Annotated in this window: 15 protein-coding genes; 11 read left to right on the top strand and 4 right to left on the bottom strand. The window is 64.9% G+C overall.

The features are described from left to right. Positions 1-8 precede the first annotated feature (8 nt). Positions 9-929 carry a lipid A biosynthesis lauroyl acyltransferase gene (locus AB843_RS16405; RefSeq protein ID WP_048647945.1) on the top strand — a complete coding sequence of 307 codons (921 nt, stop codon included), beginning with the start codon at positions 9-11 and terminating at the stop codon, positions 927-929. Positions 930-944: 15 nt separating this feature from the next. Here AB843_RS16405 and AB843_RS16400 read toward each other — a convergent pair whose 3' ends face one another. Continuing rightward, on the bottom strand, positions 945-1376 hold the full coding sequence (locus AB843_RS16400; RefSeq protein WP_048647944.1) for a L,D-transpeptidase: 432 nt from the start codon (positions 1374-1376) through the stop codon (positions 945-947). Between the two features lie 186 nt (positions 1377-1562). Between AB843_RS16400 and AB843_RS16395 the strand changes: the two genes are divergently transcribed. The 5 genes from AB843_RS16395 to AB843_RS16375 all read left to right on the top strand — a co-directional run bounded on the left by AB843_RS16395 (position 1563) and on the right by AB843_RS16375 (position 8002). Next, positions 1563-2846 (top strand): acetylornithine deacetylase/succinyl-diaminopimelate desuccinylase family protein, encoded by a 1284-nt coding sequence (locus AB843_RS16395; protein WP_048647943.1) that lies wholly within the window; start codon positions 1563-1565, stop codon positions 2844-2846. A 196-nt stretch (positions 2847-3042) separates the two neighbouring features. Next, entirely contained in the window at positions 3043-4524 is a 1482-nt protein-coding gene (locus tag AB843_RS16390) for an ABC transporter substrate-binding protein (protein WP_048647942.1), read from the top strand. 45 nt (positions 4525-4569) lie between these two features. Continuing rightward, positions 4570-5517 carry an ABC transporter permease gene (locus tag AB843_RS16385; protein WP_048647941.1) on the top strand — a complete coding sequence of 316 codons (948 nt, stop codon included), beginning with the start codon at positions 4570-4572 and terminating at the stop codon, positions 5515-5517. Then, a complete protein-coding gene (locus tag AB843_RS16380; protein WP_157384537.1) occupies positions 5514-6386 on the top strand; it encodes an ABC transporter permease in 873 nt (290 codons plus the stop codon). Before AB843_RS16385 ends, AB843_RS16380 begins: the two co-directional genes overlap by 4 nt. Further along, complete coding sequence (locus AB843_RS16375) at positions 6383-8002, top strand: ABC transporter ATP-binding protein (RefSeq protein WP_048647940.1); 1620 nt, start codon at positions 6383-6385, stop codon at positions 8000-8002. The genes AB843_RS16380 and AB843_RS16375 overlap by 4 nt, the downstream gene beginning before the upstream one ends. Positions 8003-8040: 38 nt before the next feature. Here the strand turns inward: AB843_RS16375 and AB843_RS16370 are convergent, their stop codons facing one another. Then, positions 8041-8244, bottom strand: coding sequence for a hypothetical protein (locus AB843_RS16370; protein ID WP_048647939.1), 204 nt, complete (start codon positions 8242-8244; stop codon positions 8041-8043). 124 nt (positions 8245-8368) lie between these two features. Here AB843_RS16370 and AB843_RS16365 point away from each other — a divergent pair, with 124 nt between their 5' ends. After that, positions 8369-9256, top strand: a complete 888-nt coding sequence (locus AB843_RS16365) for a LysR substrate-binding domain-containing protein (protein ID WP_244468003.1) — start codon at positions 8369-8371, stop codon at positions 9254-9256. Positions 9257-9271: 15 nt separating this feature from the next. Here AB843_RS16365 and AB843_RS16360 read toward each other — a convergent pair whose 3' ends face one another. Next, on the bottom strand, positions 9272-9691 hold the full coding sequence (locus tag AB843_RS16360) for a TerB family tellurite resistance protein (RefSeq protein WP_157384536.1): 420 nt from the start codon (positions 9689-9691) through the stop codon (positions 9272-9274). Positions 9692-10153: 462 nt separating this feature from the next. On the opposite strand from AB843_RS16360, the gene AB843_RS16355 reads away from it, so the two are divergent. From AB843_RS16355 to AB843_RS16345, 4 genes are all read left to right on the top strand, one after another. Then, positions 10154-10939 (top strand): TSUP family transporter, encoded by a 786-nt coding sequence (locus AB843_RS16355; protein WP_048647936.1) that lies wholly within the window; start codon positions 10154-10156, stop codon positions 10937-10939. A gap of 52 nt (positions 10940-10991) precedes the next feature. Beyond that, positions 10992-11162, top strand: coding sequence for a hypothetical protein (locus AB843_RS25920; RefSeq protein ID WP_087587128.1), 171 nt, complete (start codon positions 10992-10994; stop codon positions 11160-11162). 131 nt (positions 11163-11293) lie between these two features. Then, positions 11294-12145 (top strand): helix-turn-helix domain-containing protein, encoded by an 852-nt coding sequence (locus AB843_RS16350; protein WP_244468002.1) that lies wholly within the window; start codon positions 11294-11296, stop codon positions 12143-12145. A gap of 109 nt (positions 12146-12254) precedes the next feature. Next, a complete protein-coding gene (locus AB843_RS16345; RefSeq protein WP_048647934.1) occupies positions 12255-12689 on the top strand; it encodes a VOC family protein in 435 nt (144 codons plus the stop codon). Between the two features lie 68 nt (positions 12690-12757). Here AB843_RS16345 and AB843_RS16340 read toward each other — a convergent pair whose 3' ends face one another. Then, positions 12758-14257: a cobyric acid synthase gene (locus tag AB843_RS16340; protein ID WP_048647933.1), complete on the bottom strand. Its 1500-nt coding sequence runs from the start codon at positions 14255-14257 to the stop codon at positions 12758-12760. Positions 14258-14292: the final 35 nt, after the last annotated feature.

Below are 14292 nucleotides of genomic sequence, written 5' to 3'. Positions count from 1 at the left end.
CCGGCGCGATGCAGCGCTTTCTCATTCGTTTCGCCAGGCGGCTGAAAGCCGCCGAATACTGGCTGACCGGCAAGCTCGTCATCGCCGTCCTGACCCTGTTGCGCCAGCTGCCGCCGGAAAAGGCGCTCGATCTGGCCGAAACGGTCGCGCGGAAGGCCGGCCCATGGGTCGGCCGGCACAGGCTTGCCGTCAGCAATCTGCGCCACGCCTATCCGGAAAAATCGGAGGCCGAGATCGAGGCCATCGCCTCGGACATGTGGGCGAACATGGCGCGGCTCGCCGCCGAATATGTCTTCCTCGACAAATTGTTCGACTTCGACCCTGAGAGCGACACGCCGGGGCGTGTCGAAGTGTCGGGGCGCGACGTGTTCCTGCGGCTGCGCGAGGAGAAAGGCACACCGCACATCTTCTTCACCGCGCATCTGGGCAATTTCGAGTTTTTGCCGATCGCCGCATCGAAATTCGATCTGGCCACCACCTCGCTGTTCCGCCCGCCCAACAATCCGTATGTCGCCGACTACATCCTGCGGACACGGCGTGGGGCGATGGGCGGCCTGGTGCCCTCGCAGGCGGGGGCCGCGCTGCAATTGGCGCGCGTGCTCGACGATGGCGGCAATGTCGGGGTGCTGGTCGACCAGAAGTTCCAGAAAGGCGTGCGCACGCGGTTCTTCGGCCGCCAATGCCTGACCAATCCGCTTCTGCCGAAGCTGGCGCGCCAGTATGAGTGCGATGTCTATCCGGCGCGCTGCATCCGCCTGCCCGGCGGCCGCTACCGGCTCGAGGTCCAGGACAAGATCACCCTGCCGCGCAATGAGGGCGGCGCGATCGACATCGCGGCGAGCGCGCAAATGCTGAACGACATCGTCGAGGGCTGGGTTCGCGAGGACCCCGGCCAATGGATGTGGTTCCACAAGCGCTGGGCGATGTAGCCTGCGTCCCGACGTTCAATCCGTGACGATGATTCGCGTGTTGCCGGGGCCGATCTTGCGGACCAGCGCATAAAGCCGCGCGGCGTTGGCCGTGTCGAGCCGCACGCAGCCATGCGAGGCCGGACGGCCAAGCCTGGATACGGCGTTGGTGCCGTGGATCGCATAACCGCCATGGTAGAAGATCGAATAGGGCATCGGCGACATGTCGTATTTGCGCGAGTACCACATGCGATGCATGCGCTTGGGCCGCCACTGGCCGCGTGGCGTCACGTAACCGCGGCGCGCCGTGGAAACACGCCAGCGATGCAGGACGCGCCCTTGATGCGTGACCGTCATCGTCTGCTTGGAAAGACTGACCCGGGCAACCAGGTTGGCAGCCGCGCTTTCAGCAGCGCCGCCCGCCAAGAGCAAGCCGGCAACCGCCAAGGCGTAAAAAAAGCTTTTCATGAGCGCCCCCCGCTCTGTCGGTGAATCTGCGTCTCGCACCACTCAAGTTACGAGAAAATCATAACAAAACCTAAAATGAACAGTGCTCAGTGAACTATGCTCCGGCTAGTGGTGCAAGTTTGGCACACTCACAATCGCGTGTTGACGATCTTGCAAAGCGGCCCGCCGCCCGCTCTATTGCATGCCATGAATGACCAGCTTGCACGAGCCGTTCGCGGCCGCGTCGAAGACCTCGTCGCCCTCACCGCCGATCTCATCCGCTTCCCGACCGTGAACCCGCCGGGCGAAGCCTATACGCCTTGTGCCGAGTATATCGCCGCAAGGCTGAAGCGACACGGCTTCGCCACACAGCTGATCCGCGGCACCGGCACGCCCGGCGATTCGGAACGCTATCCGCGCGCCAATATGGTGGCACGGCGCGAGGGGCGCGGTCCCGGCGCAACGGTGCATTTCAACTCGCACATCGATGTGGTGGAGGCCGGCGAAGGCTGGACGGTCGATCCGTTTGCCGGAATCGTCCGCGACGGCAAGGTTTTCGGCCGTGGCGCCTGCGACATGAAGGGCGGGCTTGCCGCCTCGATCATCGCAGCCGAGGCGTTCATCGAGGTCTATCCCGATTATCCGGGCGCCATCGAGATTTCCGGCACGGCGGACGAGGAATCGGGCGGTTTCGGCGGCGTCGCCTACCTGGCGCGCCAGGGCTTCTTCTCGAAGCCGCGTGTCGATCACGTCATCATACCCGAACCGCTCAACAAGGACCGCATCTGCCTTGGTCATCGCGGCGTCTGGTGGGCGGAGATCGAGACGCATGGGGCGATCGCCCATGGGGCGATGCCGTTCCTCGGCGATTCGGCGATCCGCCACATGGGGGCGGTGCTCACCGCCTTCGAGGAAGAGCTGTTCCCGGCGCTCGACCGCAAGCAGACGCAGATGCCGGTGGTGCCGGAAGGCGCAAGGCGCTCGACGCTCAACCTCAACTCCGTGCATGGCGGCCAGACCGAGGATTTCTTTCCTGGCCTGCCGGCGCCCAATGTCGCCGATTCCTGCCGCCTCGTGCTCGACCGGCGCTTCCTGATCGAGGAGGATCTGGCCGAGGTAAAGGGCGAGGTCGTCGCCATTCTCGAGCGGCTGAAGCGGGAACGGCCGAAGTTCGACTACGCCCTGCGCGACCTGATGGAGGTCCTGCCGCTGATGACCGAGCGCGATGCACCGGTGCCGACGGCCATCGCCGCCGGTATCCGCGAAGTGTTCGGCAAGGAGCCGGAATACATCATCTCGCCCGGCACCTACGACCAGAAGCACATTGCCCGCATCGGCCATCTGCACGATTGCGTCGCCTACGGACCGGGCATTCTCGACCTGGCGCACCAGCCCGACGAGTGGATCGGCATCGAGGATATGGTTCAGTCGGCGACCGTCATGGCGATGAGCCTGGATGCGCTTTTGCGCGGAGCCAGTCCGCCCGGCTGAACCGGGTCCATCTTCTTGTTTTCCGCATTTGTGCGGACGTCAGGTGAAACCACCTGACTGCAAAATGCTAAGTTTCCGCATTTGTGCGGACGTCAGGTGAAACCACCTGACTGCAAAATGCTAAAGACGAATGATTTACTCAGGCGAGAAATCGCGCTTCAATCCTCCGAAATCGGAGGCTTCCCGGGAGAGACCAATGAAAACGATAAAGTCCATCATCGGTGGTGCGGCGCTGTTGCTGGCAACGGGCACCGCAGTCTTCGCCGCACGCACCGACCTGGTCGTCGGGGTCGTCTTAGAGCCGCCGCATCTCGACCCGACCGCAAGTGCCGCAGCCGCCATCGACGAGATCGTCTACGCCAATGTCTTCCAGGGGCTGACGCGCGTCGGCCGCAATGGCGAGGTGGTGCCGTCGCTGGCCGAAAGCTGGGACGTTTCCGACGACGGCAAGGTCTATACGTTCAAGCTGCACAAGGGCGTCACATTCCATGACGGCAGCGCCTTCGACGCGGAGGATGTGAAATTCTCGCTCGACCGGGCGCGCGCCGAGGATTCGACCAATGCGCAAAAACAGCTTTTCACCGCCATCGACACGGTCGAGGTGGTCGATCCGGCCACGGTCAAAGTGACGCTGAAAGCGCCGCAGGGCTCCTTCCTCTACAATATGGGCTGGGGCGACGCGGTGATGGTGGCGCCGGAGACGGCCGATGCCAACAAGGAAAATCCGATCGGCACCGGGCCGTTCAAATTCGACAGCTGGGCCAAGGGCTCGGCGGTGAAGCTGACGAAGAATCCCGACTATTGGGGTAACGCGGCCGGGCTGGACAAGGCGGAGTTCCGCATCATCCCCGACGCGGCCGCCGCCATTCCGGCGCTCTTATCGGGCGACGTGCAAGCCTTCCCGCAAATGCCCGCCGGCGACGCGCTGGCGCAGATCGAGAGCGACCCGCGCTTTACCGTCAAGATCGGCGCGACGGAGGGCGAGACCCTCCTGTCGATCAACAACGGAAAAGAGCCCTTCAACGACATCAAGGTGCGCCAGGCCATCGCCCATGCGCTGAACCGCGACGAAATCGTCGCCGGCAACGGCTCGGGCTACGGCACGCCGATCGGTACGCATTTCTCGCCGGCCAACGAGGCCTATGTCGATCTGACCGGCACCTATCCCTACGATCCGGCAAAGGCCAAGGCGCTGCTTTCCGAGGCAGGTTATCCGGACGGCTTCACGGCGACGCTCAAGCTGCCGCCGCCACCCTATGCGCGCCAGGGCGGTGAAGTGGTCGCCTCGCAGTTGCGCCAGGTGGGCATCAATCTGGAGATCATCCCGGTCGAATGGGCGCAATGGCTGGAACAGGTGTTCAAGAACAAGGATTTCGACCTGACGATCATCTCGCACACCGAGCCGAACGACATCAACATCTACGCGCGCGACGACTACTACTTCGATTACAACAACCCGGCCTTCAAGGAAGTGATGAACACGCTCGAGGCGACGGCTGATCCCGCCAAGCGCATCGAACTGTACAAGACGGCGCAGAAGATCATCGCCGAGGACGCGGTGAACGGCTTCCTGTTCCAATTACCGAAGATCGGCGTGTGGGACGCCCAGCTCCAGGGCCTGTGGGAGAACTCGCCGATCCAGGCCAATGACCTGACCGAGGTGCGGTGGGCCGACTAGCGGCGCGGCTTCGTACCAGATGCGCAGCGCACACCCATCGCGCCGATGACCGCCTATCTCGCCAAGCGGCTCGCCATCGGCCTCGTCACGCTGATCGTGGCGTCGGCCGTGGTGTTCTGCGTGCTGGAAATCGTGCCCGGCGATCCGGCGCTGCTGATGCTCGGCATGAACGCCGAGCCCGAGGCGCTGGCCACGCTGCGTGAACAGATGGGGCTCAACCAGCCGATCCTGCTGCGCTATCTCGACTGGGTGTCGGGCATGGCGGTGGGCGATTTCGGCCGCTCCTACACCTATTCCTCGCCGGTCATCGACCTGATCGGCGAACGGGTGCTCGTCTCGCTGCCGCTCGCCATCATGGCGCTTGTCCTTTCGACGGTGATCGCCCTGTCCGTCGGCATCTTTGCCGCCGCGCGGCGCGGCAGGCCGGCCGACACCATGGTCATGGGGGTCGCGCAGGTGGGCGTGGCGATCCCCAATTTCTGGTTCGCGCTGCTGTTGATCTACCTGTTCGCCGTCTGGTTGAGGCTGGTGCCGGCGGGCGGATTTCCCGGCTGGGGCGCCGGCGTCTGGCCGGCCATCAAGGCGCTGATCATGCCGGCCGTGGCGCTCGCCCTGCCGCAGGCGGCGATTCTTGCCCGCGTGACGCGCTCGGCGATGCTGGAAGTGCTCGGCGAGGATTACATCCGCACGGCGCGCGCCAAGGGCATGCCACGGCGCATCGTGCTGTGGCATCACGCGCTGCGCAACGCGCTGATCCCGGTGCTGACCATTCTTGGCCTGCAATTTTCCTTCCTGCTTGCCGGCACGATCATCATCGAGAACGTGTTCTATCTGCCAGGCCTCGGACGCCTGGTGTTCCAGGCCATCACGCAACGCGACCTGATCGTCGTCGAGGGCGTGGTGATGCTGCTCGTCGCCAGCATTGTCCTGGTCAACATTCTGGTCGATATCGGCTACGCCATCGTCGATCCGCGGCTGAGGACACGCCGATGAGCCTCGACCCCGCCCTGCCCGGCGCGGCGCCTGAACGCCGTTTCCTGCGGCTGGCCCTGGCCAACCGCTCCTTCCTGATCGGCTGCGCCATCACGCTCATGATTGCCGGCATGGCGCTTCTGTCCTTCTTCTGGACGCCCTACGACATCACAAACCTCACTGTCGCCGACCGGTTGAAAGGGCTGTCGTCGAGCCATCTCCTCGGCACGGACCATCTGGGCCGCGACATCCTGTCGATGATCATGATCGGCGCGCGCAACTCGATCGCCGTCGCCATCGTCGCCGTCGTCATCGGCATGGGGATCGGCGTGCCGCTGGGCGCGTGGGCGGCTGCGCGTGGCGGGCTGGTCGATGAGGTGCTGATGCGCTTCAACGACCTGGTCTTCGCCTTCCCGGCGCTGCTTTCGGCAATCATGATCACGGCCATTTTCGGCCCCGGCGCGCTCAACGCCATCATCGCCATCGGCATTTTCAACGTGCCGGTCTTCGCCCGCGTGGCGCGCGCCGGCGCGCTGTCGATCTGGCCACGCGAGTTCACCCTCGCCGCCCGCGCCGCCGGCAAGAGCAAGGCGCTGATCACCATCGAGCATATCCTGCCCAACATCACCGCATTGCTGCTCGTCCAGGGCACCATCCAGTTCGCGCTGGGCATCCTTGCCGAGGCCGGCCTGTCCTATCTCGGCCTCGGCGCGCAGCCGCCCATGCCCTCCTGGGGGCGGATGCTGTTCGAGGCGCAGACGCGCATGATCGTCGCGCCGCATCTGGCGATCTTTCCAGGCCTTGCCATCGTCGTCACCGTGCTCGGCCTGAACCTGCTCGGCGACGGCCTGCGCGACCTGCTCGATCCACGATTGAGGCGCCAGCGATGAGCCTGCTGTCGATCGAGAACCTGTCGCTGGAGATCGGCGAGGCGACCATATTGAAGGACATCGACCTGACGATCGCATCCGGCGAGGTGCTGGGGCTGGTCGGCGAATCGGGTTCCGGCAAGTCGATGACGGCGCTGACCATTATGCAGCTCCTGCCGGAGGCCGCGCGCGCCAGGGGTCGCGTCACCTTCGACGGCATCGACATTCTGGCGGCTCCCGAAGAAGCCATGTGCCGGCTGCGCGGCGACGATCTCGGCATGGTGTTCCAGGAGCCGATGACGGCGCTGAACCCGGTCAAATCCATCGGCGAGCAGGTGGCAGAGGGCATACGCTGGCATACCGGCGCCAACCGCGCCGATGCCGAGGCGCGCGCCCGCGCCATCCTCGACCGGGTCGGCCTGCCCGAGGCGCAATTCCCCCTGTCGCGCTTTCCGCACGAGCTTTCCGGCGGCCAGCGGCAGCGCGTGGTGATCGCCATTGCCTGCGCGCTGAAGCCGAAACTGCTGATCGCCGACGAGCCGACGACAGCGCTCGACGTGGTGCTGCAGGCGCAGATCCTCGACCTTCTGCGCGACCTGGTCGACGAAAGCCGCATGGGGCTGCTTCTGATCTCGCACGATCTGGCGGTCGTCGCCGAAATGGCCGACCGGGTGACGATCATGCGGAGCGGCGAGGTGATGGAAGCCGGGCCGACGGCCGATATCCTCAGCGCCAAGCGCCATCCCTATACGCGGCAACTGGCGGAAGCCTCGACCCATGTGCCGGCGCGCGCCAACGGCCGCGCAGTGGTGCAAGCCGCGCCGGCGCTGCTCGAGGTCTCCGGCATTACGCGCGACTATCCGGGCCGGCGCAGAGGGCTGTTCGCCCAGGACAAGCCGTTCCGCGCCGTGGACGCGGTCAGTTTTTCAATGCCAGCCGGCCACGCCGTGGCGCTGGTGGGCCGTTCGGGCTGCGGAAAATCGACGCTCGCCCGCATGATCCTGGCGCTCGACCGGCCCACCGCCGGCGAAATTCGCCTGATGGGCGAGACGCTGGCCGGCAAGAGCGAGGCGCAATTGCGCGGCGCGCGGCGCAACATGCAGGTGGTGTTCCAGGACCCCTACGGCTCGTTCGACCCGCGCCATCGCGTCGAGCGGCTGGTGGCCGAACCGCTGCATCTGCTCGACACGCAGCCGAGCGCGGCTGAGCGGCGCGATCTGGTGGCGCAGGCGCTCGACGAGGTCGGGCTGGCGCCGGCCGACATGGACAAGTTCCCGCATGAGTTTTCCGGCGGCCAGCGGCAACGCATCTCCATCGCCCGCGCCATCATCACGCGTCCGAAGCTGATCGTCGCCGACGAGCCGGTGTCGGCGCTCGACGTGTCGATCCGGGCGCAGATCCTTGATTTGTTCGCCGATCTCAACCAGCGGCTCGGCCTGACCTATCTGTTCATCACCCACGACCTGACGGTGGCGCGGGCGATCACCGACGAAGTGATGGTGATGGATGAGGGGCGCATCGTCGAGCGGGGCCCGACGCGCGAAGTATTGAAGCATCCCGCGACCCCGGCCGCACGCGCCCTGGTCGAGGCCGCACCCGATCTGGAACAGGCGCTCGCCGCGCGCATGCGGACCTGAAGCCGCCGCAACATCGCTGGCGGAGATCGAACCGGCCTCTACCGAAACAAATCCAACAACGACCCGGCGCTCAGACGGGGCCGGTCGTGTTTGCCGGCCGGCATCTGCTCGTGCAGGCCGAGGTCGCGTCTGAGCTGCGGCGACAATGAGTCGATGTGGATATTCCGGTATCGCCGCGACTGGCCTTCGATCACGTTGTTCTTCGTCGGCAGGCGGAAGCGCAGTATGGAGAGGATCGGCATTTTGACATCCGCCTTGGTATCAGCTCTACTTAAGTGTCTGCGCAGCGTTCCCCATATTACAACGGATTACCAATTAAATACGGATGCACAATCATAAGGAGAGCTTGTTCCTATGAATGCTCGGATGCCACCGATGGCAGCCGTTCGCGTGTTCGAGGCGGCGGCACGGCACGAGAATTTCACGCGCGCCGCCGAAGAGCTTGGAATGACGCAGGCGGCGGTGAGCTATCAGATCAAGCTTTTGGAAGAGCGTCTCGGCGACCGTTTGTTCGAGAGGCATTCGCGCGCCGTCGCACTGTCGGAAACGGGTCGGGCGCTCGCCCCGGCGATCATCGATTCCTTCGCCCGTATGGAAGCCGCCTTCGCCACGGCGCGAACCAACACCACAACCACGCTCGCCCTCAGCACGGTACCGATTTTCGCCAGCAACTGGCTCGCCCAGCGGCTTGGAACGTTCCAGGTCAGGCATCCGCACATGGCCGTGCGCCTCGACAACACGCAACGTCGGATCGATTTCGCGCGCGACCCCTTCGACGTGGCGATCCGCGTCGGCGACGGCCATTGGCCGGGGCTCCGCGCGCATCGTCTGATGCGTACGGAGTTCACGCCTTTGTTGAGCCCGCAACTGGCTGCATCCATTGGCGGTGTCCGGACGGCGCAAGACCTGTTGCGGCTGCCCTTCATCGATCCGGAGGATAAACGCTGGCAAATGTGGTGTGAGGCGGCTGGCACAGCCTACCGACCGCCGGCAAAGCGCGCCGGAATGCGGACGGGATCACAAACAAGCGACGCGCGAGCGGCAATGAGCGGCCAGGGCGCGGCCATCCTGACGCCGGCATTCTTTCATGCGGAATTGGCCAGCGGAATGCTCGTCCAGCCATTCGACCTGACCGCAACGGACGGCAACGCCTTCTGGCTCGTCTATCCTGAAAGCCGGCGCAACATTCCCAAGATTTCCGCCTTCCGGTCCTGGATTCTGGCGCAGATCGCAGCGGAGGAAACCGCCCCATAGCGGCAGCGGCACATTTCAGCGGTCCGCAGGCGCTTTCACCTCATCGGGGGAGAGATCGAGAATATCGGCGACGCGCGTGCCGAGGCGGTCACGCCGCCGCATGAGTTCAACATCGCTTTCGGCAATGGTGTGGAGCAATCGCGCCAGCGTGATGCCGTATTCGCGGCCGCCGCCGCGCAGGACCTGGCGTGCCTGGAAGGCATTTGCCGAGGAACCAAACCCGTCGAGGGCGTCGAACAGGCCTTCCTCGTCGAGATCGGCGATGCCGAAAGCATCCCGTGCGACGCGCCGCAGCACCTCGCTCTCCCGCATGCCCAGCGCGTCATCAGAAAGCGCCAGACGCAGCAGCATCAACAGATCGGCGCTCAACGCCGCCTGCATTGCAGCCCCGGTCCCGGCAGGCAGTTCCTTTCCATGTCCTGGCGCTCGCGGCATCATGTTCCTTCCCGTTCTCCCAGACCAGGGTCAGGCCCCATTAATCTTGCTGGATTGGTATGAGTCAATTTGCCTGGAGAGGAGGCGCAAGCCTGCAGGAAACCATCCGGTTTTCAAAGGCTCGCAACGCTCTCTCCAGGCAAATTGGCCATATCCCGAAGGAACGGGCGATGGACTTTGAACTGCCGCGTCGAGCCGCCTGGCCGGGCGTAAGCCCGCCCTGCGCGTCTCTCCTTGCATTTCCGTGTCCATCGTTCGCCAATCCTGCAAGATCAATAGGTCCTGACCGTACATGACGGCATTTGGTTGAAGCAGAGTTCACGTCAAGTGCGGCTGCGGGCAATTATGCTTGCAGAAATGCACCCGGTGTGATGCAAGCGCCGAGTTTGCTGCCTCGCGCCCGCCCCCAATGAATTGCCTTTCCGATGTCCAGATCCAGCTGATGCAGGCGAAGTGTGCTGAATGTTTGACGTATCGATTGAAATCCTGCTTCTCCTCACGCTGGCCGCCTTCTTCGCCGGCTTCATGGATGCCATAGCCGGTGGCGGCGGGCTGGTGACGATACCGGCCCTGCTTCTGGCCGGTTTTCCGCCGGTCCAAGCGCTGGGGACCAACAAGCTGCAGGGGCTTTTCGGCACCGGGGCCGCCGCCTATGCCTATGCCAAGGGTGGCCACGTCGATGTCAAGCGCCAGTTCCTGCCGGGCTTTCTCGCCTTTCTGGCATCGATCGTCGGCGCGTTGATCGCCACCGTCCTGCCGGCGGCGCTGCTGCGCGGCATGATGCCTGTCCTGCTCATTGCCGTGGCGCTCTATTTCGTCTTCAAGCCCAATCTCGGCGATATCGACCGGGCGGAACGCATTTCGCCGCTTCTTTTCGGGCTGACCATCGCACCGCTTCTGGGCCTCTACGACGGCGCCTTCGGCCCGGGCACCGGCTCGTTCCTCATGCTGGCCTTCGTCAGCCTGGCGGGCCAGGGCCTGCTGAAGGCCACGGCGCACACCAAGTTTCTCAACTTCGCCTCCAATATCGGCGGCTTCGCCGCATTCGCCGCCATCGGCGCGGTCTCCTGGAAGACGGGGCTGGTGATGGGGGTGGCGCAGATCGCCGGCGCGCGCATCGGCGCGTCCTTCGCCATGAAGCGGGGATCGGGGCTGATCAAGCCGCTTCTCGTGCTGGTCTGTCTGGCGCTGGCGGTGCGCCTCCTGATGGATGCCGACAACCCGCTGTTGCGCTCTATTGGCCTATAAGCCTCCCTTGCCGCTACTGAATGCTCGCTGAAACACTTTCCGCGAGGATCCAATGGCACTCAACCCACCGACCAAACTCATCTTTCTCCTGAGCCTGATCATCGCCCTGGTGGCGCTGATCGTCGCGCTGAACGTCCTGTCCTTCGTGCCGCTGCCGGCCGTATGGATCATGACGATCGCCTATGTGCTGCTCGCCGCCGGCGTGGTGTTCAAGGGGCTTTAGCCCCGGCGCGGGCATGCTTGCCGGGGATGCGTATGATCCCGGGGACGCGGCAAGACACCCTCTTCCCTCGGATGCGCCTTCGGGCGGTGCGGGGCGTTTCGCCGGCCGGCGAAATGCGATAGGCTGCAGCGATGCAGGCTTGCGCCACCGATCAATGGAAGGATTCGCCCACCGGTCCCGTTCCACCGGCGATGGATGGCTTTTTCCTGCGCCGCCGCAGCGCTCTGCCAGCCTATCGCCATGCGGTCGACGACTTCATCTTCTATTCGGAATCGCTGCCGGGACATTTTCGCCAGCGCGATGCGGCATCGCTGGTCGTGCCGATGATCATCAGCTTCGACGCCCCGTTCGCCATCGCCCTTGGCCGCGCGCCGCAACCGGACGAATGTTTCGGGACGTTTGCGGCGGGACTTTTCGCCGGGCCGGCGGTGATCGATTCCTTCGGCGCATCGGCCTGCATCCAGGTCAATTTCACGCCGCAAGGCGCGCGCCGCTTCTTCGGCCTGCCGATGCACGAACTGACAGGACAATTGGTGCCCTTGGACGCGCTCCTTGGCGATAGCGCCGACCGGCTGCGGCAAAGGCTTGGCGAGGAGACCGATTGGCAGCGCCGCCTGGATCTCGCCGAGGCCTTCGTCTATCGCCGGCTTGACGAGCGGGCAGCGCCCTCGCCCGCCGTTCACCGGGCGCTTCAGCGCCTCCATGTCAGCGAAGGCACGGTGCGCATCTCCGACATTGCCGGCGAACTGGACTGGAGCCGCAAGCATCTGGCGCAGCGGTTTCGCGAGGAGATCGGACTTTCCCCGAAAACCGTCGCCCGCATGATGCGCTTTCACAGCGTGCTTCGGCTGGCGCGCGCCGGCACGCCGCGCTGGGCCGACATCGCCGCCGAATGCGCCTATGCGGATCAGGCCCATCTGGTGCGCGAGTTCGTCGCGTTCGCCGGCGAAACGCCATCCGACTGGCAGGCGCGCCTCGTTTGAACGTCCACTTGTTCGGGTTGCTGCTGCCGGCGGCAAAGGTAACATTCCTTCAAGACCGGGCGGCAACCCTCTGCCAGTGTGAAGCGTTCCGAGGCAAAGGAGGCTTTCCATGACCCATGACATGTCCATCGAACCGCCACGCATCTACCCGACCTTCCGCTACCGCGACGCGGCCCGCATGATCGACTGGCTCGTCGAGGCCTTCGGCTTCAGGATCCACTCCAGACACGAGAATGCCGGGCGAACCGTGCATGCCGAGCTGGCGCTCGGCTCATCGATGATCATGCTCGGCGAAACCGCCGACGACGCCTATGGCGCGATGGTCGGCGGGCCCGGACATGCGGGCGGCAAATCGCTCTACATCGCCGTCGATGACGCCGATGCGTTGTTCGCGCGCGCGCAGGCCGCCGGGGCGGACATCCTCGAGGGCCTGACTGACTGCGACTATGGCAGCCGCGATTTCATCTGCAGCGACCCGGAAGGCAATGTCTGGTGTTTCGGCACCTATTGGCCGAAAGCGCACGAACGACCCGACGACGGCTAGAGCGCCGTGCGTCCATTCGGACGCACAAAGGACGCTCTATTTCCTTGTTTTTCCGCATTTTACGGACGTCAGGTGATTCCACCTGACTGCAAAACGCTATAACGCGCGGCAGCCAGGAGCGCATCGCAATCGAGATGCGTTTCCAGTTGCGCGGCAATGGCGTCGAGCGCCGCCTCCACCTGCCGGCGGTGGTTGACGCCGCCGGTCTCGATGCCGAAATCGCGCAGGAAGCGCGCGCGGAAGGCATCGTCGCCGAACAGACCATGGATATAGGTGCCGAACACCCGGCCGTCCTGCGAGATCGCCCCGTCGGGGCGGTCGCCGATCATCGCCACGGGCCGGGCGCAATCCGGTCCGTCGCTGCGCCCGATGTGAATCTCGTAACCGGAGATCGGCGTGTCGTAGCGCGGCGAATGCGCGGCCACTTCGCGCACCGCCTTCTGCGGCTGCATGACCGTTTCGATGTCGAGCAGGCCGAGCCCGTCGACACGACCCGAAGCGCCCTCGAAACCATCGGGATCATCGATGAGGCGCCCGAGCATCTGGTAGCCGCCGCACAGGCCGGCCACATGGCCGCCGCGGGCGCGATGCGCGGCGATGTCGTCGGCCCAGCCCTGCCGGCGCAGGAAGGCAAGATCGGCGACGGTCGATTTGGAGCCGGGAATGACGATCAGGCCCGCATCGCGCGGCAGGCGCTCGCCGGGCGGGACGAACACCACCTCGACCTCCGGTTCGGCCGACAAGGGATCGAGATCGTCGAAATTGGCGATCCGCGACAGCATCGGCACCGCGACCTTCAGCTTTGCCGCCATGGGGCTGGCGCGGCGCGCCAGCATCACCGAATCCTCCGACGGCAGGCGTGCCGCATCGGCCAGCCACGGCACGACGCCGAAGGAGCGCCAGCCGGTGAAGCGATTGATGGCGGCCAGCCCTTCGTCGAACAGCGAAATGTCGCCGCGGAACTTGTTGACGATGGTGCCGATGATCATGCGCCGGTCCTCCTCATCGAGGATGAGGTGCGTGCCGGCAAGGGCGGCGATCACCCCTCCCCGGTCGATATCGCCGACCAGCACGACCGGCACGTCAGCCCGTGTCGCAAAGCCCATATTGGCAATGTCGCGGGCGCGCAGGTTGATTTCCGCCGGCGAGCCGGCGCCTTCGACGATGACGAGATCGGCATCCGCGCAAAGCCGTTTGAAGGATTGCAGCACGGCGCCGAGAAGTTCGCCCTTGCGGGATTGATAATCGCGCGCCTTCGACGCGCCGCGCGCGAGGCCCTGCACGACGAGCTGCGCGCCCGTGTCGCTTTCCGGCTTGATCAGCACCGGGTTCATGTCGACGGTCGGCGCGACGCCGCAGGCGAGCGCCTGCAGCCATTGCGCGCGGCCGATCTCGCCCATCTCCGCAGTGCCCGGGATGGCGGCCACCGCCGCGTTGTTCGACATGTTCTGCGGCTTGAAGGGGCGCACCGTCAGGCCGCGATTCCTCGCCACCCGGCACAGGCCGGCAACGAGAACCGATTTGCCGACATCCGATCCCGTTCCTTGCAGCATGATGGCGCGTGCCATGAACCCCGCCTGTTATCCGTCATCCGCGTTTGACG

The sequence above is a fragment of the Nitratireductor soli genome (assembly GCF_001050155.1).
Lineage (GTDB): Bacteria > Pseudomonadota > Alphaproteobacteria > Rhizobiales > Rhizobiaceae > Nitratireductor > Nitratireductor soli.
Note: the sequence above shows the minus strand (reverse complement) of the source record. Positions and strands in the feature narration are given on the sequence as shown.

Bases quoted from the DNA above. Each gene is read 5' to 3' on its own strand.
- AB843_RS16405 (WP_048647945.1), top strand. From the start codon at position 9: ATGCAGCGCTTTCTCATTCGTTTCGCCAGGCGGCTGAAAGCCGCCGAA.
- AB843_RS16390 (WP_048647942.1), top strand. From the start codon at position 3,043: ATGAAAACGATAAAGTCCATCATCGGTGGTGCGGCGCTGTTGCTGGCA.
- AB843_RS16365 (WP_244468003.1), top strand. From the start codon at position 8,369: ATGCCACCGATGGCAGCCGTTCGCGTGTTCGAGGCGGCGGCACGGCAC.
- AB843_RS16340 (WP_048647933.1), bottom strand. From the start codon at position 14,257: ATGGCACGCGCCATCATGCTGCAAGGAACGGGATCGGATGTCGGCAAA.
- AB843_RS16375 (WP_048647940.1), top strand. From the start codon at position 6,383: ATGAGCCTGCTGTCGATCGAGAACCTGTCGCTGGAGATCGGCGAGGCG.
- AB843_RS16380 (WP_157384537.1), top strand. From the start codon at position 5,514: ATGAGCCTCGACCCCGCCCTGCCCGGCGCGGCGCCTGAACGCCGTTTC.
- AB843_RS16385 (WP_048647941.1), top strand. From the start codon at position 4,570: ATGACCGCCTATCTCGCCAAGCGGCTCGCCATCGGCCTCGTCACGCTG.
- AB843_RS16360 (WP_157384536.1), bottom strand. From the start codon at position 9,691: ATGCCGCGAGCGCCAGGACATGGAAAGGAACTGCCTGCCGGGACCGGG.
- AB843_RS16355 (WP_048647936.1), top strand. From the start codon at position 10,154: ATGTTTGACGTATCGATTGAAATCCTGCTTCTCCTCACGCTGGCCGCC.
- AB843_RS16395 (WP_048647943.1), top strand. From the start codon at position 1,563: ATGAATGACCAGCTTGCACGAGCCGTTCGCGGCCGCGTCGAAGACCTC.
- AB843_RS16400 (WP_048647944.1), bottom strand. From the start codon at position 1,376: ATGAAAAGCTTTTTTTACGCCTTGGCGGTTGCCGGCTTGCTCTTGGCG.
- AB843_RS16370 (WP_048647939.1), bottom strand. From the start codon at position 8,244: ATGCCGATCCTCTCCATACTGCGCTTCCGCCTGCCGACGAAGAACAAC.
- AB843_RS25920 (WP_087587128.1), top strand. From the start codon at position 10,992: ATGGCACTCAACCCACCGACCAAACTCATCTTTCTCCTGAGCCTGATC.
- AB843_RS16350 (WP_244468002.1), top strand. From the start codon at position 11,294: ATGCAGGCTTGCGCCACCGATCAATGGAAGGATTCGCCCACCGGTCCC.
- AB843_RS16345 (WP_048647934.1), top strand. From the start codon at position 12,255: ATGACCCATGACATGTCCATCGAACCGCCACGCATCTACCCGACCTTC.